This window comes from Marinobacterium ramblicola (assembly GCF_019084545.1).
Classification (GTDB): Bacteria; Pseudomonadota; Gammaproteobacteria; order Pseudomonadales; family Balneatricaceae; genus Marinobacterium_D; species Marinobacterium_D ramblicola.
Genome location: NZ_JAHREP010000014.1, coordinates 20,754 through 38,459 on the forward strand (window position 1 = coordinate 20,754; position 17,706 = coordinate 38,459).

At 61.7% G+C, this 17,706-nt stretch carries 17 protein-coding genes and 1 riboswitch; of the genes, 9 read left to right on the forward strand and 8 right to left on the reverse strand.

Translation table 11 applies throughout. The annotated features are described in order from the left end of the window. Window positions 1-17 precede the first annotated feature (17 nt). Window positions 18-1,358 carry a tRNA (N6-isopentenyl adenosine(37)-C2)-methylthiotransferase MiaB gene (gene miaB / locus KQ940_RS12015; protein WP_217413881.1) on the reverse strand — a complete coding sequence of 447 codons (1,341 nt, stop codon included), beginning with the start codon at window positions 1,356-1,358 and terminating at the stop codon, window positions 18-20. A gap of 206 nt (window positions 1,359-1,564) precedes the next feature. Here miaB and KQ940_RS12020 point away from each other — a divergent pair, with 206 nt between their 5' ends. Next, window positions 1,565-1,885 (forward strand): DUF1820 family protein, encoded by a 321-nt coding sequence (locus KQ940_RS12020; RefSeq protein ID WP_217413882.1) that lies wholly within the window; start codon window positions 1,565-1,567, stop codon window positions 1,883-1,885. 48 nt (window positions 1,886-1,933) lie between these two features. Here KQ940_RS12020 and KQ940_RS12025 read toward each other — a convergent pair whose 3' ends face one another. Next, a complete protein-coding gene (locus KQ940_RS12025) occupies window positions 1,934-2,467 on the reverse strand; it encodes a hypothetical protein (RefSeq protein ID WP_217413883.1) in 534 nt (177 codons plus the stop codon). A 120-nt stretch (window positions 2,468-2,587) separates the two neighbouring features. Beyond that, entirely contained in the window at window positions 2,588-3,598 is a 1,011-nt protein-coding gene (epmB, locus tag KQ940_RS12030; protein ID WP_217413884.1) for an EF-P beta-lysylation protein EpmB, read from the reverse strand. A 186-nt stretch (window positions 3,599-3,784) separates the two neighbouring features. Here epmB and efp point away from each other — a divergent pair, with 186 nt between their 5' ends. Both efp and epmA read left to right on the forward strand, forming a co-directional pair. After that, entirely contained in the window at window positions 3,785-4,348 is a 564-nt protein-coding gene (gene efp, locus KQ940_RS12035; RefSeq protein ID WP_217413886.1) for an elongation factor P, read from the forward strand. Between the two features lie 199 nt (window positions 4,349-4,547). Further along, window positions 4,548-4,628, forward strand: a riboswitch (cyclic di-GMP riboswitch). A gap of 78 nt (window positions 4,629-4,706) precedes the next feature. Continuing rightward, window positions 4,707-5,678 carry an EF-P lysine aminoacylase EpmA gene (gene epmA, locus KQ940_RS12040; protein ID WP_217413887.1) on the forward strand — a complete coding sequence of 324 codons (972 nt, stop codon included), beginning with the start codon at window positions 4,707-4,709 and terminating at the stop codon, window positions 5,676-5,678. 6 nt (window positions 5,679-5,684) lie between these two features. On the opposite strand, the gene KQ940_RS12045 is transcribed toward epmA, so the two are convergent. Further along, window positions 5,685-6,839, reverse strand: a complete 1,155-nt coding sequence (locus tag KQ940_RS12045; protein ID WP_217413888.1) for a MalY/PatB family protein — start codon at window positions 6,837-6,839, stop codon at window positions 5,685-5,687. Between the two features lie 265 nt (window positions 6,840-7,104). Between KQ940_RS12045 and KQ940_RS12050 the strand changes: the two genes are divergently transcribed. The 4 genes from KQ940_RS12050 to KQ940_RS12065 all read left to right on the forward strand — a co-directional run bounded on the left by KQ940_RS12050 (window position 7,105) and on the right by KQ940_RS12065 (window position 10,767). Then, the gene (locus KQ940_RS12050) at window positions 7,105-8,646 is read left to right on the forward strand and encodes a 2-isopropylmalate synthase (protein ID WP_217413889.1); all 1,542 of its coding nucleotides are present in this window, start codon (window positions 7,105-7,107) and stop codon (window positions 8,644-8,646) included. A gap of 24 nt (window positions 8,647-8,670) precedes the next feature. Next, on the forward strand, window positions 8,671-9,540 hold the full coding sequence (locus KQ940_RS12055) for a uracil-DNA glycosylase family protein (protein WP_217413890.1): 870 nt from the start codon (window positions 8,671-8,673) through the stop codon (window positions 9,538-9,540). Window positions 9,541-9,607: 67 nt separating this feature from the next. Further along, the gene (rimI, locus tag KQ940_RS12060; protein WP_217413891.1) at window positions 9,608-10,012 is read left to right on the forward strand and encodes a ribosomal protein S18-alanine N-acetyltransferase; all 405 of its coding nucleotides are present in this window, start codon (window positions 9,608-9,610) and stop codon (window positions 10,010-10,012) included. Window positions 10,013-10,098: 86 nt separating this feature from the next. After that, window positions 10,099-10,767, forward strand: a complete 669-nt coding sequence (locus KQ940_RS12065; RefSeq protein WP_217413892.1) for an energy-coupling factor ABC transporter permease — start codon at window positions 10,099-10,101, stop codon at window positions 10,765-10,767. Window positions 10,768-10,779: 12 nt separating this feature from the next. Here KQ940_RS12065 and KQ940_RS12070 read toward each other — a convergent pair whose 3' ends face one another. From KQ940_RS12070 to KQ940_RS12085, 4 genes are all read right to left on the reverse strand, one after another. After that, the gene (locus KQ940_RS12070; protein ID WP_217413894.1) at window positions 10,780-11,310 is read right to left on the reverse strand and encodes a response regulator transcription factor; all 531 of its coding nucleotides are present in this window, start codon (window positions 11,308-11,310) and stop codon (window positions 10,780-10,782) included. Continuing rightward, complete coding sequence (locus KQ940_RS12075; RefSeq protein ID WP_343222652.1) at window positions 11,307-12,608, reverse strand: ATP-binding protein; 1,302 nt, start codon at window positions 12,606-12,608, stop codon at window positions 11,307-11,309. The genes KQ940_RS12070 and KQ940_RS12075 overlap by 4 nt, the downstream gene beginning before the upstream one ends. A gap of 96 nt (window positions 12,609-12,704) precedes the next feature. Further along, window positions 12,705-14,081: a nicotinate phosphoribosyltransferase gene (locus KQ940_RS12080; protein WP_217413896.1), complete on the reverse strand. Its 1,377-nt coding sequence runs from the start codon at window positions 14,079-14,081 to the stop codon at window positions 12,705-12,707. Continuing rightward, window positions 14,068-14,697 carry an isochorismatase family protein gene (locus tag KQ940_RS12085; protein WP_217413897.1) on the reverse strand — a complete coding sequence of 210 codons (630 nt, stop codon included), beginning with the start codon at window positions 14,695-14,697 and terminating at the stop codon, window positions 14,068-14,070. The genes KQ940_RS12080 and KQ940_RS12085 overlap by 14 nt, the downstream gene beginning before the upstream one ends. Before the next feature lie 430 nt (window positions 14,698-15,127). On the opposite strand from KQ940_RS12085, the gene KQ940_RS12090 reads away from it, so the two are divergent. Next, the gene (locus KQ940_RS12090) at window positions 15,128-16,711 is read left to right on the forward strand and encodes a peptide chain release factor 3 (protein WP_217413898.1); all 1,584 of its coding nucleotides are present in this window, start codon (window positions 15,128-15,130) and stop codon (window positions 16,709-16,711) included. A gap of 211 nt (window positions 16,712-16,922) precedes the next feature. Further along, complete coding sequence (locus tag KQ940_RS12095) at window positions 16,923-17,702, forward strand: TatD family hydrolase (RefSeq protein ID WP_217413899.1); 780 nt, start codon at window positions 16,923-16,925, stop codon at window positions 17,700-17,702. The last annotated feature ends 4 nt before the right edge of the window (window positions 17,703-17,706 follow it).

Consider the following 17,706-nt stretch of genomic DNA (forward strand, 5'->3'; position numbering starts at 1 on the left):
GGTCCAGTTCGATGAAATCAGTCCAGCTCGGAGCTAACCAGCTCGCCGAGCAGTGAGTTGGCATAGGCTTCGACGATACGGACATCGGCGAAGTGGCCGATCAGATCCGGGTTGTCGCAGCGGAAATTGACCACGCGGTTATTCTCGGTGCGCCCGGACAGCTGGCCCGGGTCCTTTTTTGAGTAGCCGTTGACCAGGATGCGCTGGGTGCTGCCGACCATACGACGGCTGATCTGCATCGCCTGTTGCGTGATGCGGTCCTGCAGGATCTGCAATCGCTGCTTCTTGGTCTCCTCGGAGACGTCATCCGGCAGGTCCGCGGCGGGCGTACCCGGACGGCGGCTGTAAATAAAGCTGAACGAGGCGTCGAAGCCGATATCGGCGATCAGGTTCATCGTTGCCTCGAAATCGCTGTCGGTTTCGCCGGGAAAGCCGATGATGAAGTCGGAGGAGAAGCTGATATCCGGGCGCAGTTTCTTGATCCGGCGCAGCTTGGATTTGTACTCCAGTGCGGTATGACCGCGTTTCATCGCCATCAGGATACGGTCCGAGCCGCTCTGGACCGGCAGGTGCAGGTGGCTGACCAGCTCCGGTACCTCGGCGTAGACGTCGATCAGCGCATCGCTGAACTCCACCGGGTGGCTGGTGGTGAAGCGGATGCGGTCGATGCCGTCGACCGCAGCGACCATGCGGATCAGCTCGGCCAGGTCGGCAATATCGCCGTCACTGGTGGCGCCGCGGTAGGCGTTGACGTTCTGCCCCAGCAGGTTGACTTCGCGCACACCCTGCTCGGCCAGCTCCACGCACTCGGCGATCACGTCATCCAGCGGGCGGCTGACCTCCTCGCCGCGGGTATAGGGCACCACGCAGAAGGTGCAGTATTTGCTGCACCCCTCCATGACCGAGACGAACGCCTCGGCGCCCTCGACCTTGGGCGCCGGCAGATGGTCGAACTTCTCGATCTCCGGGAAGCTGACGTCGACGATGCCGACACTGCCGTTCTGGCTCTGCTGGATCATCTCGGGCAGGCGGTGCAGGGTCTGCGGGCCGAAGATCATATCCACGTAGGGCGCGCGGTCGAGGATCGCAGCGCCCTCCTGGGAGGCCACGCAGCCGCCGACACCGATCACCAGGTCCGGACGCCGCTCCTTCAGCTTGCGCCAGCGACCGAGTTGGTGAAATACCTTCTCCTGTGCCTTCTCTCGGATCGAGCAGGTGTTGAGCAGCAGCACGTCGGCGTCGTCCGGATTCTCGGTCAGCTCGAGCGCGTGGCTCTCGCCCAGCAGATCGGCCATGCGGGCTGAGTCATATTCGTTCATCTGACAACCGTGTGTCTTGATAAACAGCTTTTTCGCCATGAATCACCTGTCGATTGAGAGGGTTTGCAAACTTAAGACGGCACTCAACAAGAGGGTGCTTAAAATTAGGGACCGGAGATTATACGTGAGTGACAGAGCACAGACCAGAAAATGAGCAACCAGCCGCCCCTTGTAATTGTAGACGCCGCCCTCATATCGGGAGCATCGCAGTCATTTACTCTGTAAGTCAGGAGACGCTGTTGCCCATGGCCAGTGATGAACCCATCTACCGCGTTGCCTTCGTCAATCAGGACAAGGTGTATGAGCTCTACGTGCGGCATGTCTACCCGAGCGACCTCTGGGGCTTTATCGAACTCGAGGGGTTCGTGTTCGGCTCCCAATCGGAGCTGGTGGTTGACCCGGGTGAGGAGAAGCTCAAACAGCAGTTTGGCGATGTGAAGCGGTCATACATCCCGATGCACTCCATCGTCCGCATCGATGAGGTGCGCCAGCAGGGTGTCGCCAAGATCAGTGATGCCAAGGGCACGGTTACCGCCTTCCCGACCATCCCGCCGCGGCGTGGCTGATTAGCCTTCGGCACCCCATCAGCGATGGGGTGCCAGGTTCCAGTCTGTCTAGCTGTTACCGTCGCAATCACCCTTGGAGGCCAGTTCCGGCATCAGCTTGATGCGATCGGCCTCGAAGTACTCCACCACGCCGTTGACGTCGATCAGCTCGGCGCCCTCGATGCGAAAGCAGGACAACTTGCTGTTCTGCCACACCTTGTCCCAGCGTTTGTCGCCGCTGGATTCACCCGGCGCGAAGGGACCGGCAACGCGCAGCCAGGCGTTTTCCCGGCCCGTTTTCTTGGCGCGTACCAGCTTGCCGTCCGCGGTGTAGGCAGTGGTCTTGAACATCACGTATTCCAGTGTGTTCGGGGTGCCGTTGACGAAATCGATATGTGCGGCGACCACGCCGTGCTTCTCCGGCGCCGCCGGGTGCATGTTGCGAATGACCAGTGATGGCGGCGGTGGCGCTGGTTTGGGTTCCGGTTTTTTAACAACTGGCTGGGGTTGCGGCTTTTGGGCGCATGCGGCGAGCATCAGTGTACAGACAACGGGGATCAGCAGGCGGCAGGCGGGGCGATGGCTGCCGAATAGAGAGTTCATGTTCCGGGCTCCGGACAAGCATTGAGTTGTTGGTTGTTGTATGTGCCCGTTTGGATTGGTGCCGGGCGATCAGTCGTTTATCTGATCTGTATAGCGTTTGCGAGTTCCAAGGGCAATAAATTAAACATCTGTTTGGTCGGGAGTGAGCAGCGTTTTCGATGGCCGGCCGGGAATCTCGCGTGCCAGACGAGGTATCAGGTAGCCGGGCAGTCGGGTCTGCAGCTCGCCGACCAGCTTCTGAGCATCGTTGTCGCTGACATCGAAATGGGCGGCACCGGCCACCGGGTCGAGCACGAACAGGTAGTAGGGCAGCACGCCGACTTCGAACAGGGTTTCGCTGAGTTGCTGCAGGGTATCGACGCTGTCGTTGATATCGCGCAGCAGTACCGCCTGGTTGAGCACCGTGATACCGGCATCGCGCAGGCGGGTGATCGCGGTGCGGACACTGTCGTCTACCTCACGAGGGTGATTGCAGTGCAGCACCACCACCGCTTGCAGTCGAGTGGCCGTCAGCGCTTCGACCAGCGTCCGGGTCACCCGCTCGGGAATCACCACCGGCAGCCGGGTATGGATACGGATACGTTTCAGATGCCCGATACCGGCCAGGTCCGTGATCATCCTGGACAGGCGCGTATCGGGGGTCACCAGCGGATCGCCACCGGAGAGGATCGCCTCGCTTAACTCCGGGTTGGCACCGATGTAGGTCAGTGCCTGCTGCCACTGCTCAGGACCCAGCTGGTTCTGCTGGTAGGGGAAGTGGCGGCGGAAGCAGTAGCGACAGTTGATCGCGCAGCCGCCACTGGTGATCAGCAGAACCCGGTCGCGGTACTTGTGCACCACGCCGGCACTGGGGTTGCTCCCGAGTTCGGCCAGCGGGTCGTTGCTGTACCCGGGGGTGGCGATCATCTCCCGCGCGCTGGGCAACACCTGCAGCAGCAGTGGATCCTTCGGATTGCCCGGCTCCATGCGTGACACCAGGGCCCGCGGAACCCGCAGATCGAAACTGTTCTGCGCGTCCTGGTCCGACAACGACGGCGGAAGCTGCAGCAGCCGTAGCAGTTCGGTCGGGTCGGTGATCGCGGTGCGCAGCGCCTGCTGCCAGGCGTCGGGGGCGGGCCAATAAGCGTTCATGGAATCAGGGCATGGAGATGAAGTGGATGTAGGCGGGCATTCTGCCCAAAGCGCGAGGCGGCGATCAAGCGCTAGCTGCACTAAGAGATCTGCGTAGACTTGATTGCGGCTTCCCTAGTACACTTTACGCCACTTTTAGCGCCGGGACTACCGGCCCGATTCCCAGTTATCAAGTGGACTCCCGTAATGGCAACATACTCCAGCAACCAGTTCAAAAACGGCCTTAAGGTGATGATCGACGGCGATCCCTGCTCCATGGTCGATGTCGATTTCGTCAAGCCGGGCAAGGGCCAGGCGTTTACTCGCGTGCGTCTGCGCAACCTGATTACCGGTCGTATCTGGGAACGTACCTTCAAGTCCAACGAATCGGTGGAGGGTGCCGATGTCATGGATCGTGACATGGAGTATCTGTACAACGATGGCGAGATGTGGCACTTCATGGAGCCCAGCACCTTCGAACAGTACGCTGCCGACCAGAATGCGGTGGGTGACTCAACGAAGTGGCTCAAGGAGCAGGACAAGTGCATGATCACCCTGTGGAACAACAACCCCATCGCCGTAACGCCGCCGAACTTCGTTGAGCTGGAAGTGGTGGAGACCGATCCGGGCCTCAAGGGTGACACGGCGCAGGGCGGTTCCAAGCCGGCTACCCTGAGCACCGGTGCCGTTGTGCGTGTGCCGCTGTTCATCGAGCGTGGCGAAAAGCTGCGCATCGATACCCGTACCGGTGAATACGTCAGCCGCGCCTGATCGGCGGTTTGAGCAGGGAAACGGCGGCTTCGGCCGCCGTTTCTGTTTGTCGATAGCGACCAGGTTGCGGCGGATAAATATTTAAGTGGGCCCGATAGCATCCGGAAACAATTGTTGTTAGGATGATTCCTAGGGTTCCGTCCGGCCGGGGTTTTCCCGCTCCTGTCGGGTTATCGGACCCCTTTCCAGCGACGAATCTCTCCCGAAAAGGCAACCTCCGGGTTCACTGGGGAGCGCAAAGCCACGGGTCCAATTGTGGATGGACCGCCGAGCTACCGAAAGAGAGATTCACCCCTACGCACAGAATCTGTTGGTTTCTGGCGTCTCTGTATAGTTTCTTTGATGAACTCCGTTTTCGATGACAATCGACTCTGATTGGCGTCCCGGCGCCACAATGGAAAACCTTCGGGCCAGGGCGCGAATGCTGGCGCAGGTGCGCGATTTCTTTGCCCGACATGAGGTGATGGAGGTGGACACCCAGCTCATGTCGCACTGTGCGGTCAGCGATCCCTTTATCGACTCTATCGAGGTGTCCTACGGTGCGGTGCCCGGGCAGCCGACGCATAGGCTCTATCTGCAGACCTCGCCGGAATATGCGATGAAACGACTGCTGGCGGCCGGTAGCGGTGCGATCTATCAACTGGGCAAGGTGTTCCGCAACGGTGAATCCGGCAGTCGGCATAACCCCGAGTTCACCATGCTGGAGTGGTATCGCCCCGGCTTTTCGGCCGAGCAGCTGATGGACGAGGTCGAGGCGTTGGTCGGCCAGGTGGTGCCGGCGTTCAGTGCCCGGCGGGTCAGCTACCGGGCGCTGTTCCAGTCTGAGCTGGGTATCGACCCGCACGTGGCTGATGTGGCGCAACTGCAGGCGCTCTGTCGACAGCATGTCGATGCGCCGTTCGAGGATCAGTCCCGCGATACCTGGCTCAACTTGCTGATGTCCCATGTGATCGAGCCGCGCCTGCTGGAACCGGTGTTCGTGCACAGCTTTCCCGCCTCTCAGGCGGCGCTGGCCCAGGTGGTGCAGGATGAAACCGGGACGCCGGTCGCGACCCGATTCGAACTCTTTGTGCGCGGTATCGAGTTGGCCAATGGCTATCTTGAACTCATCGACGCGCAGGAGCAGCGTCGGCGACTGCAGCAGGATCAACAGCAGCGTGCCGAGCTGGTGTTGCCGCAACGACCGCTGGAGATGCGGCTGGTTGCGGCGCTGGAGGCCGGACTGCCGGTTTGTGCCGGTGTTGCGCTCGGCTTCGATCGCCTGGTGATGCTGGCGCTGGGCGCGCAGCGGATCGATCAGGTGATCCCGTTCGCGTTCGAACGCGCCTGATCGGGCTCAGGCGGGCAGATGATTCAGCAGCGCCCGCTTGATTCTCGATACAGCCTCCTCCAGCAGGGCACGCGGGCAACCGAAGTTAAGCCGCATGTAGCGCTCGTCGCCGAAATCCCGTCCCGGTGACATGCCGACGCCGGCCTGCTCGAAGAAGTAGGCCGGATTCTCCAGTTTCGCCGCACTGACGTCGATCCAGGCCAGGTAGGTGGCCTCGATCGGATCCAGTTTCAGCCCCGGGATCGCGTTGATCTCCCGCACCAGGTAGTCCCGGTTGCCGCGCAGATACTCCAGTTGAGCACGGTTCCACTCATCGCCATCAGCGTAGGCAGCTTCGGCTGCGGTATACCCCATCAGGTTGACGTCCGGCACGATGCCTTTACGCGTGCGCTGGAACTGCCGGCGCAGCTGGGGGTTCTGAATCACCGCGAAGGAGCACCCGAGGCCCGCAATGTTGTAGGTCTTGCTCGGCGCCATCAGGGTGATGCAGCGCTCGGCGATCGCACTGTTCAGCGACGCGATCGGCGTATGCTGCAAACCCGGCTCAAGAATCAGGTCACAGTGGATCTCGTCGGAGCAGATATACAGGTCGTGCTTGAGGATGATCTCCGCCAGTCGCTCCAGCTCGTCGCGGCGGTAGACGGTACCGCCGGGGTTGTGCGGGTTGCAGAACAGCAGCAGGCGGGTGGAGGGGGTGATCGCGGCCTCCAGTGCGTCGAAATCGATCACCGATCGCTGCTCCTGGCGTAGCATCGGCAGGGTGATCAGCTGGCGCTCGGAGAGTCGGGGCGCTGACATGAACGGCGGATAGATCGGCTGTGCGGTCATCACCGCTTCGCCCGCTGTGCTGGTGGTACGGCAGGCCAGGTGCAGGCCGCAAACCAGACCCGGCAACCAGACCAGATCGTCACCGGTGACCGACCATCCGTAGAGGCGATCGAGACGCTCACATACCAACTCGTTCAGGCGGGCAGGAGCGTTGGTGTAGCCGAACACGCCATGATCCACCCGGGCATGTAGCGCCTTGAGCACCGCTTGGGGCGCAATGAAATCGGTATCGGCGACCCACATCGGCAGTATCTCCGTGTCGCGGTAACGCTCCCACTTTTCACTGGCGGTGTCGCGGCGATCGATCAGCCGATCAAAGTCGGTTGGTGACATCCCTTTTTCCTCTGCTTTTTTGGATTCGGCGTGAGTGTCTACGAGTGTATAACTCTTGCCTGCGAACGGGGGCAGGTCAAGCTACAGGAGTTGAAGGGCGACCCGCAATCGTCGCATTGGACTGTGGTTTTAAACCCGACAGCGAGGCGCTACTATAGCGGCCCATTTGTCGGCAGAGCGCTGTATACTTCACCTAGTCGAATAAACCCTACGCGGATCGCCCATCTGAATATCAAAAGCGGCCCCGTCATGCGGAGTAGCACCTATGAGTAGCCAGGATCGAGTCATTATTTTTGATACCACCTTGCGTGACGGGGAGCAGAGCCCCGGTGCGTCGATGACCCGTGACGAGAAGCTACGCATCGCCCGCCAGCTTGAGCGGATGCGGGTCGACGTGATCGAGGCGGGCTTTGCCATCGCCAGCGTCGGCGATTTCGAGTCGGTTCAGGCGATCGCCCGGACCATCAAGGACAGCACTGTATGCTCGTTGTCACGGGCGCTGGATGCGGATATCGATCGTGCCGGCGAAGCGCTGCGCGAGGCCAACTCCGGCCGTATCCACACCTTTATAGCCACCTCGCCGATCCACATGAAGTACAAGCTGCAGATGGAACCGGATCAGGTGGTCGAAAGCGCGGTGCGTGCGGTCAAGCGGGCGCGTAATCTGATCGACGATGTGGAGTTCTCGCTCGAGGATGCCAGCCGTTCCGAGATGGAGTTCATGTGCCGCATCATCGAAGCGGTAATCGATGCCGGTGCGCGCACCATCAATATCCCCGATACCGTGGGTTACGCGGTGCCGCAGCAGTTCGGCCAGGTGATCGGCGAGCTGATCCAGCGTATCCCCAATGCCGACAAGGCGATCTTCTCTGTGCACTGCCATAACGATCTGGGGCTGGCCGTGGCCAACTCGCTGGCGGCGATCAGCGCCGGAGCGCGGCAGGTGGAGTGCACCATCAACGGCCTGGGCGAGCGCGCCGGCAACGCCTCGTTGGAGGAGATCGTCATGGCGCTGCGCACCCGTCGCGACGTAATGGGCGTGGAAACCAATATCGATACTACCCAGATCGTGCCCGCGTCACGCCTGGTATCCAGCGTCACCGGGTTCCCGGTGCAGCCGAACAAGGCGATCGTCGGTGCCAACGCCTTTGCTCATGAGTCCGGCATCCATCAGGATGGCGTGCTCAAGCACCGCGAAACCTACGAGATCATGACCGCGCAGGATGTGGGCTGGAATACCAACCGCATGGTGCTGGGCAAACACTCCGGTCGCGCGGCGTTCCGCGCCCGTCTGGAGGAGCTGGGCACCAGCTTTGCCACCGATGCCGAGCTGAACACCGCCTTCACCCGCTTCAAGGAGCTGGCGGACAAGAAGCACGAGATCTTCGACGAGGATCTGATGGCGCTGGTCAGTGATGCTCGCGCCGAGGCCGCCAGCGAACGCTATCGCCTGAGTAGCCTGACCGTAACCTCGCAGACCGGCGAAACCCCGGTGGCCAGCCTCAAGGTGATGGTGGACGGTACCGAATTCGATGGCCAGTCCCCCGGCAGCGGGCCGGTGGATGCGACCTTCAAGGCGATCGAGCAGATCGCCCAGTCCGGCGCCAATCTGCAGATCTACTCCGTCAATGCGGTGACCCAGGGCACCGACTCCCAGGGTGAGGTGACGGTACGGCTGGAGAAGGCGGGACGTATCGTCAACGGCCTGGGCGCCGATACCGATATCATCATCGCCTCGGCCAAGGCCTACCTGCATGCGCTGAACATGCTGGATGCCAATATCCAGAAAGCGCATCCCCAAGTTTAAGGTTGGAAGGTAGAACGGATAGTAATGGATCATAGCGGCGAACAGCTTAGGCATCAGTACCTGGAGGCGATCGGCATCAGCAGCTGGTTGCCCCGTGCCCGGCTGCCGGGTGCTGCGCCGTCAGAGCCCTGGGTGGAGCGGTTCCGCTATCCCTTGCCGGGAGAGGGGGACGGGTTTGATGATTTTGCCGAGGTGGATGCCGAGCAAGTTGCGACCGAGGCGCCCGCTGCCAAAGAGAGCGGGACTGAACTCGCTGCCGTCAGTGAGGCGGTAGGCAATGCTCGTTCCCAGGCGCGGGCTTCCATCGCGCCACTAATCGATTCCGTCCAGACATCCAAGGCGCCAGCGGCAGCTGCGGTGTCGCGTGAAGAAGTGACTGATCAGCCCAGTGCGCCGGTTCGTCGCGGCCCGCCGGCCCAGGCCCCCCGGGTAAAACTGGCATTTGTACTGGTCGGCGAGTTGCTGGTGGTGGACAGTCTGCCGCCGGCGTCGCGGCAGGGGTTCTCGGCCCAGCACCAAAAGCTGTTGGCGGGTGTCGCCCGAGCGCTGGATGTGACCGACGCGGCCAGCGACGCGGCGCTGCTCTCCTGGCCGGTGTTGGCCGGTGCAACCCTGGACCAGGGGCCGCAGGAGTTGGCCAAAGCGGTTCGACGCAAACTGGAGCTGACGCTGGCGCTGCGCAGCGTCAAACGCGCGTTGTTGCTGGGCGAGAGCGCGGCACAGTGGGTGCTGGAGCGGGAAGAGGTACTCGACGCGTTGCGTGGCATACGTTTTACCCTGAGGCCAGAGCTACACTGCATCGCCAGCGTCAGCCTGAGCCAGGCGTTGCAACTGCCGGAGATGAAGGCAGAACTCTGGCGTGATCTGCAGCCGTTATTGAACCGTCCCAGCTGAATCCCTATAGAGCACTCTCTTGACTACACCTGAACTGCGTCGCGCAACAGCGGACGATCTGAACCTTATGCTGAAGCTTGATGACAGCTGTTTCGATGATTCCTGGTCCACCAAGCTTTGGCAACAGATGCTGAGCAACACCAAGCGTTATCTCTGCTGGCTGCTGGTGGCGGAGCAACCGATCGGATTCGTGTTGTTCAGCCATATCCTGGACGAAGCGGAGCTGATCCGTATCGGCGTGCACCCGCAGAGGCGCAACGAAGGGCTGGCACGTGCGATGCTGCTGGAGGCGCAGAGCATGCTGGAGCAGCGCGGAGTCAGTGCATTCTATCTTGAGGTACGGGACTCCAATAGCGCAGCCCAGCAGCTGTACCGTAGCTGCGGCTGGCAAAAGAGCGGGCGCCGTCGTGGGTACTACCCCACCGAGGAGGGCCGCGAGGATGCGCTGCTGTTCAATCGCACGCTGGATTGACCGGGATCAGCGTCTCGGGTTGAGCCGTGGATCGGTAGATCCGATACACTAGAGGTGCATGTGAGCGCTTAGTGGGATGGGGACGGATGAATCCGAGCGAGGGGCTGGTCAGTGTCGGCTGGCTGACGGTTACCGGTGTGCTGTATCTGCTTGCCCTGGGGGTGGCGCTGCGGCGTCTGCCTTGGGCTGTACTGATGCGCGAGCGTGGTATTCAGCACCTGCTGTTCGGCGCCGCGGTGGTGGTGATGCTGCTGTGGACGCTACGCGCCGGCATCTCCCCTGGACTGTCGATCCATTTCGTCGGCATGACCACGTTGACGCTGATGTTCGGCTGGGATCTGGCGATCTGCGCCGGTACCGCGGCGCTGATCGGTCTCACCCTGATTGGCCGTGAAAGCTGGTCGGAGTTCCTGCCCAACGCCCTCTGCTTTGTGGTGATCCCGACGCTGGTCAGCTACGCCGTCTGGCGGCTGGTGGAGTGGCGCTTGCCGAAGAACTTCTTCATCTACCTGTTCCTCTGTGCCTTCCTCGGCGGTGGTATCGCCGCGATGAGCGGCGGTATGACCATGGGCGTTCTGCTCTGGTTGTCCGATACCTACCCCTGGAGCAAGATCTACCACGAGTATGTGATCTACCTGCCGTTGATCATGTTCCCGGAGGGGCTGATAAACGGCATCATCATGACCGGGATGATGGTGTTCCACCCGGACTGGATCCGCACCTTCGACGCCCGGCGTTATATCGACGATCAGTAATCTCGGGGTTGCCTAACGCCTGACCGGCCGTTTCTGCAGCTTGCGCTGCAGCGTGCGCCGGTGCATACCCAGCGCCCGTGCGGTCGCCGATATGTTGCCGTCGTGGGCCGAGAGTACCTTCTGGATATGCTCCCACTCCAACCGGTCCACCGACATCGGGTCGGCGGCTATCGGCCGCTCCGCATCCGCCGCCACCTGCTGCAGCGCAGCGAGGATCTGATCGGCGTCGGCCGGTTTCGGCAGGTAGTTCACGGCGCCCAGCTTGATCGCATCCACCGCGGTGGCGATACTGGCGTATCCGGTCAGGATCAATATCCGCACCTCGGGATTGATCGCTTTCAGCGTCTCTATAAGCTCAAGCCCAGAGGGGCCCTCCATCTTCAGATCCACGCTGGCCAGAGCCGGTGGTTGTGCCCGTGCGCAGACAAGGGCTTCACTGACGCTGCGTGCAACGCTCACGTTGTATCCCCGGCGGGTCAGCGCGCGGGCCAGTACGCGGGTAAAGGTGGGGTCGTCATCGACGACCAGAAACTCTCTGCTCATCGCGGGCTCTCTTCGGTGACGGGAATCGGCAGCCGGACCTCTGTCAGGGTGCCGCCTTCAGGGTGGTTGTACAGGCGAACCTCGCCATCCTGCTGGGCCAGGGTCGTCGCGGTCAGGAACAGACCGATGCCCAGCCCCTTGCCCTTGGTGGTGACAAAGGGCTTACCCAGATCGGCGGCGGTCGCCAGAGGTAATCCGGGGCCTCGATCATGGATACGCAGCCAGATCTGCTCCGCATCCCAGCTCAGGCTAATCTCGATATCCTGAGGGCAGGCATCGGCGGCATTGTTGAGCAGGTTGGTCAGTGCCTGCAGCAGCTGGATTGAGCTGCGCACCGGCGGCGCCGGCTGAGTCTCGGGCAACTGCACACTGTAGCGAGCCTCAGGGCGCATCAACTGCCATTGGTCGAGTAACGCCTCCAACATCTCGGTGACCGCTATCCGTTCATAGCGACCCGCCTGCTGGGCGCTCTGCGTCATCGCCTGCAGGCGCTCGGAGCAGGCGGTCACCTGCTGTTGCAGCAGGGCGATATCCTCCGCCAGCTCTCCATCGGGGTGATCCAGCGCCATGTCGTGCAGTACCACGCTCATGGTCGACAGCGGCGTACCCAGTTCATGCGCGGTGCCTGCGGCCAGCGTTGCCAGCGCCAGCAGTTGCTGGTCCTGCAGACGGCGCTCGCGCTCCTGGGCCAGACGACGCTCCTGCTGGCGCATTGTCTGCTGCAGACGCACGATGAACCAACTGATCAGCAGCACGGTGAACAGGAAGTTGAACCACATGCCGGTGATATGCAGGTCGAACAGTGCGACCAGGCTGTGGCGGTGTCCGCTGTCCAGCGGCAGCACCGGCAGGTAATAGTGCATCAGCGAGCTGTACAGCAGCACCACCAGCAGGGCGGTCAGGAAGGTGAAGCGCCAGGACAGGGTGGCGGCGGCAATCAGCAGCGGGATCAGCAGCAGAAAGATGAACGGGTTGGTGGCACCGCCGGTCTGGTAGATCAGCGCACCATAGAGTACGGCATCGGCGGTGAGCTGGCTGAACAGCTCCGTTTCGGTGACCGGCCAGTGCGAGTGCAGCCGTGCATAGGTGAACAGATTGACCAGCGCGATGATGCCCAGGGTGCCGGCGATCAACCAGACGTTGAGCTGCAGATGCAGCATATACACGGCAAACAACACCGCCGCCGCAATGCCGAACAGGGTGACGACGCGAATATAGGTCAGTTGCAGCAGGTGTGGATGGTGTCCGGGCCTGGATGGAGTGGTGCTGGACAGGCTTGCTGTTACGAAAAGTCTCACGGAAAGTCTCACGGAAAGAACCTGCGCCGGAGTATAACCCGTGCCGGCGGCGCTGGCATGGGACATAAGGTCGCATGCCGGGGCGTTGTCAGGTCCTTAGCGATTAAAGCGGCGATCGGTCTCCCGTGCCAATCGCTGCAGCTGCGCCGATACCTGCAGCGGCAGCGGTGGGGCCTGCTCCAGGCTGAGCAGGGCGTCGGGTAACGTGGCGATCTGTCGTTGCACGCGTCGGCGGATATCGGACAGCGGCTCTGCCGCGGCCAGACGACGACCGTTGCGCATCACCGGTTCGAGCAGTGGACTACCGCCTGGCACTGACTCGGTGTCGCAGCAGAGTTGGTCATACGCGATCTTGCCGCGCGTATCCAGAAAGCGGTACAGCTGTTTGCGTCCCGGCCAGGTTGCCTTGCCTCTGGAGCGCTTGCGGCGCGCGATGCCGGCATACTCCTGCAGCTTGTAGGCGCAGTTGAGAAAAGGGGCGTCAGATGAGGTGGTCAGGCTGGTGCCGATACCATAACCATCTATCGGAGCCCGGCGCCGGACAAGCTCCTGCAGCAGTTGTTCATCGATACTGGAGCTGGCAAATAGGGTGATCTCCGGATGGCCGGCTTGGTCCAGAATCCGGCGTACCCTGACCGCTTCCGCGCCCAGCTCACCGCTGTCGATACGCACCCCCTTCACCCGTATACCCTTGGGCTGCAGCTCGTTGGCCAGTTCGGCTGCGCGCAGGGCACCGCGATCGGTGTCGTAGGTATCGATCAACAGAATCAGATTGTTCGGGTGGCTGTCGGCAAAGTGGCGGAAAGCCTCCATCTCGTTGTCGTGTGCCTGGATATAGGCGTGTGCCATGGTGCCGAGAATGGGGATGCCAAAACGCTGGCCGGCCAGGACGTTGGCGGTACCATCGAAGCCGCCGAGAAAACAGGCTCGTGCGGCCAGCAAGCCCGCCTCGGCGCCATGGGCGCGCCGCAGTCCGAAATCGACCAGTCTGGCGTCCGGTGCCTGGATACGGCAACGTACCGCTTTGGTGGCGATCAGGGTCTGCAGCTGCAGCAGGTTGATCAGGCGGGTCTCGATCAACTGGGCCTGTGGCAGTGGGGCGGTGATCCTGACGATCGGTTCGTTACTGAAACAGAGCGTGCCCTCGGCCATGGCGTGAACGCTGCCGGAGAAGCGAAAGCCGGCCAGGTAATCGAGCAGGTTCTGCCGGAACAGGCCGGTTTGCGACAGATACTCCAGTTCGCTCCGGGAGAAGCGGGTGTGTTCGAGAAAGGCCAGCAGTTGCTCGAGCCCGGCGAAGATCAGGAAGTTGCGGTTGTCCGGAATTTTGCGCACGAAAAACTCGAACACCGCCTCCTCCTGCATCCCCCGGTCGAGGTAGGTCTGCAGCATGGTGAGCTGATAGAGGTCGGTCAGCAGCGGGCTCTGCTCAAGAGGGTTCTCTGCCAGAGGGCAGTGATCAGGGGTTGGCATCGATCAGATCCTGCAGGGTGATCAGCTCGGCACCCGCGTCCAGCATCCGGTCGAGCGCCCTGATGCCATCTCCAGGGTTGACGTCGACGGCGCGGATGGCGTCTTCGACGACCTGCACGTCGAAACCCAGCTGACGGGCGTCGAGTACGGTCTGCAATACGCAGTAATCGGTGGCCAGCCCTGCGACGAACAGGCGTCGGCAATTCAGGCTGTGCAGTTTTTGGCCGAGATCGGTACCCTGAAAGCCGGAATAGGCGTCCGGCGAGATCGCACTGCCTTTGGATACTATCAGCGTCGATGGCGGCAGGTTTAGCTCGGGTGACCAGCCTGCGCCCGGCGTATTCTGAATGCAGTGCGGCGGCCAGGGGCCGCCCTGAGGGCGAAACGAGCAGTGCTTGGGCGGATGCCAGTCCCGGGTGGCGACAATCGGTCGCTTGCGCGCGGTGAATAGCGCGATCAGATCGCTTACCACCGGTAATACCCGATCGCCCCCCGCTACGCCAAGTGCCCCACCGGGCAGGAAATCACGCTGCAGATCGATCAGCAGCAGTGCGTCTTGGTCGTTTAATCGCAGCGCATCGTTGTTGCTCAGATGCAGTCCATCGGTCGTGTACATCGTTTACCTCCAGGAGGGTTATCCGACAGCGAGGGGGACGGCTTCTAGCCCTCCTGCCTGTAAGCGTAGTGCATCTCAGGGTGCTGGTAGAGGTCGGGATAGCTTGCGATCACCCCGGACCGCGACCTGTCGATTCAGACCGCCCGCGCGACAGAGGGGCCGTCTGCAGTATCGGAGGAGATCGGCCATAACCTGACCTCGCTGAGCGAGCAGAGCGCCTCGGCCACCTCGATCGTCGAGATGAATGCGCAGCTGGCGGTCGAAATTCGCGACCTTTCTCACCAGATAAGCGAGTTGGTCGGACGTTTTCGGGTCTGATCGATTGTTCATCGCGCTATGATCGGCGAGAATAGCGCACTTTATAACCGATCACTTGCCGGTCAGCTGCGCGCTGGCCGGTCAGCTTTGCCAATCTGGAAGACCCGAACCGATGTCACATCCTGTTCAGCGAGAAGTCGCCAAGCGGCGCACCTTTGCCATCATCTCCCACCCCGACGCCGGTAAAACCACCATTACCGAGAAGTTGCTGTTGATCGGACAGTTGATCCAGGTAGCCGGTACTGTCAAAGGGCGTGGCAGTGACCGGCACGCCACCTCCGACTGGATGAGCATGGAGCAGGAGCGCGGGATCTCGATCACCTCCTCGGTGATGCAGTTCCCCTACAAGGAGCGGATCGTCAACCTGCTCGACACCCCGGGACATGAGGACTTCTCCGAGGACACCTACCGCACGCTGACGGCGGTGGACTCGGCGCTGATGGTGGTCGACGGCGCCAAGGGTGTCGAGGAGCGCACCATCAAGCTGATGGAGGTGTGCCGACTGCGCGACACGCCGATCTTCTCCTTCGTCAACAAGCTCGACCGCGATATCCGCGACCCGATCGAACTGCTCGACGAGATCGAGGAGGTGCTGAAGATCCAGGCCGCGCCGATCAACTGGCCGATCGCCTCCGGCAAGCGCTTCAAGGGGGTGTACAACCTCTACACCGATACTTTGCACCTGTTCACCCCGGGCATGGGGCATACCTTGGCCGAGGAAAAACTGATCCAGGGGCTGGATTCCGATGAAACGAAAGCGCTGCTGGACGATGAGTATGAAGATTTCGTCGACGAGATCGAGCTGGTGCGCGGCGCGACCCATGAGTGGGACCAGCAGGCCTACCTCGAGGGTAAACTGACCCCGGTCTATTTCGGTACCGCACTGGGTAACTTCGGCGTGCGCGAGATGTTGGACGACTTCGTCGATTGGGCACCGGCACCGCCGGCCCGTGGTACCGAAACCCGCGCCGTGGAATCCAATGAGGAGAAGTTCTCCGGTTTCGTGTTCAAAATCCAGGCGAACATGGACCCCAAGCACCGCGACCGTATCGCCTTCATGCGCATCTGCTCCGGCGCCTATAGCCGCGGCATGAAGATGAAGCACGTGCGGATCGGCAAGGATGTGAAGATCGCCGACGCGGTGACCTTCCTCGCCGGCGATCGTGAAAACGTGGAGACCGCCTGGTCCGGCGACATCATCGGCCTGCACAACCACGGCACCATCCAGATCGGCGATACCTTCACCGAAGGCGAGGAGTTGAAGTTCACCGGTATCCCTCACTTTGCGCCGGAGATGTTCCGCCGCGTGCGTCCTACCGACCCGTTGAAGATGAAGCAGTTGCAGAAAGGCCTGCAGCAACTGTCGGAGGAGGGCGCGGTGCAGCTGTTCCAGCCGATGAAGAACAACGACCTGATTCTCGGCGCGGTCGGTCAGCTGCAGTTCGAGGTGGTCGTATTCCGCCTCAAGGACGAATACAAGGTGGAGTGCGTCTACGAGGGGGTCAGCGTGGCCACTGCCCGTTGGGTGGAGTGCAAGGATAACAAGATGCTGTCCGAGTTCGAGCGCAAGGCGTACGACAACCTGGCCTATGACGGCGCCGGTCTGCTCACCTATCTGGCGCCCACACGAGTCAATCTGTCGCTGACCGAGGAGCGCTGGCCCGATATCGAGTTCCGTGCCACAAGGGAGCATTGATAGGTTTTTTGTATTGTGAGACACCCATCATGGGTGCCAGGGCCGCTGCAGCCTCTTCCGTCTGACACGCCGTGAACCCATCCATGGGGGCTCGGCTGCCGCCATCCTTGGCGGCAGACGGTCAGCCGGAAGAGGCCGCAACGGCCCGCTCACGTACGGTGATATCGATCGGCTGCTGCCGGATAATCGGCAGCTATGCCATACTCTCCCCATGCTGATCGATACCCACTGCCATCTCGATTTTCCCATCTTTGACAGCTGGCGCGACCAGGCGTTGGCCCAGGCGCGTGCCGCCGGTGTCGGTGCTATCGTCGTGCCCGGCGTCACCGCCGAGGACTGGGGGCGTGTGCTCGTACTCACGACCACCCGGCCCGAGGGTATCCGTCTCTACCCGGCGCTGGGCCTGCACCCCTGCTTCATGAGCGAACATCGTCCCGAACACTTGACACGGCTGGCGCAGCTGGTGTCTGAACACCGATCGGAACTGGTCGCGATCGGCGAGATCGGTCTGGATTTCCAGATCGAGGATTATGACGCCGCTGCCCAAACCGAGCTGCTGTGTGATCAACTGCAGATTGCGCGGGAGGCCGAGCTGCCGGTGCTGCTGCATGTGCGCAAGGCGCACGACCAAACTTTGAAACTGCTGCGTCAACTGCGCCTGCCCCGCGCCGGCATCGTGCACGCCTTTTCCGGCAGTGAGCAGCAGGCCCGTGAGTATGCGAAGCTTGGCTTCAAGCTGGGTTTCGGTGGTGCGATCAGTTACCCGAGGGCGACCAGGCTCAGGCGCCTGGCGGCTGAGTTACCGCTGGAGTGGCTCGTGCTGGAAACGGACGCCCCGGATATGCCGCTCAGTCGCTGGCGCGACGAGCCCAATCAGCCTGTACGCGTTGCCGAAGTGGTGAGGATTATCGCCGAGCTGCGCAAGATGGAGATCGAGCAGGTTGCGCAGCAGACCTGCTCAAATGCACTAGCGCTTCTGGCGCTGGCTTAGTTCT

What these genes read in the sequence shown, in the direction of transcription:
- miaB (WP_217413881.1), bottom strand. Translation starts at nt 1,358, where the DNA reads ATGGCGAAAAAGCTGTTTATCAAGACACACGGTTGTCAGATGAACGAA.
- KQ940_RS12020 (WP_217413882.1), top strand. Translation starts at nt 1,565, where the DNA reads ATGGCCAGTGATGAACCCATCTACCGCGTTGCCTTCGTCAATCAGGAC.
- KQ940_RS12025 (WP_217413883.1), bottom strand. Translation starts at nt 2,467, where the DNA reads ATGAACTCTCTATTCGGCAGCCATCGCCCCGCCTGCCGCCTGCTGATC.
- epmB (WP_217413884.1), bottom strand. Translation starts at nt 3,598, where the DNA reads ATGAACGCTTATTGGCCCGCCCCCGACGCCTGGCAGCAGGCGCTGCGC.
- efp (WP_217413886.1), top strand. Translation starts at nt 3,785, where the DNA reads ATGGCAACATACTCCAGCAACCAGTTCAAAAACGGCCTTAAGGTGATG.
- epmA (WP_217413887.1), top strand. Translation starts at nt 4,707, where the DNA reads ATGACAATCGACTCTGATTGGCGTCCCGGCGCCACAATGGAAAACCTT.
- KQ940_RS12045 (WP_217413888.1), bottom strand. Translation starts at nt 6,839, where the DNA reads ATGTCACCAACCGACTTTGATCGGCTGATCGATCGCCGCGACACCGCC.
- KQ940_RS12050 (WP_217413889.1), top strand. Translation starts at nt 7,105, where the DNA reads ATGAGTAGCCAGGATCGAGTCATTATTTTTGATACCACCTTGCGTGAC.
- KQ940_RS12055 (WP_217413890.1), top strand. Translation starts at nt 8,671, where the DNA reads ATGGATCATAGCGGCGAACAGCTTAGGCATCAGTACCTGGAGGCGATC.
- rimI (WP_217413891.1), top strand. Translation starts at nt 9,608, where the DNA reads ATGCTGAAGCTTGATGACAGCTGTTTCGATGATTCCTGGTCCACCAAG.
- KQ940_RS12065 (WP_217413892.1), top strand. Translation starts at nt 10,099, where the DNA reads ATGAATCCGAGCGAGGGGCTGGTCAGTGTCGGCTGGCTGACGGTTACC.
- KQ940_RS12070 (WP_217413894.1), bottom strand. Translation starts at nt 11,310, where the DNA reads ATGAGCAGAGAGTTTCTGGTCGTCGATGACGACCCCACCTTTACCCGC.
- KQ940_RS12080 (WP_217413896.1), bottom strand. Translation starts at nt 14,081, where the DNA reads ATGCCAACCCCTGATCACTGCCCTCTGGCAGAGAACCCTCTTGAGCAG.
- KQ940_RS12085 (WP_217413897.1), bottom strand. Translation starts at nt 14,697, where the DNA reads ATGTACACGACCGATGGACTGCATCTGAGCAACAACGATGCGCTGCGA.
- KQ940_RS12090 (WP_217413898.1), top strand. Translation starts at nt 15,128, where the DNA reads ATGTCACATCCTGTTCAGCGAGAAGTCGCCAAGCGGCGCACCTTTGCC.
- KQ940_RS12095 (WP_217413899.1), top strand. Translation starts at nt 16,923, where the DNA reads ATGCTGATCGATACCCACTGCCATCTCGATTTTCCCATCTTTGACAGC.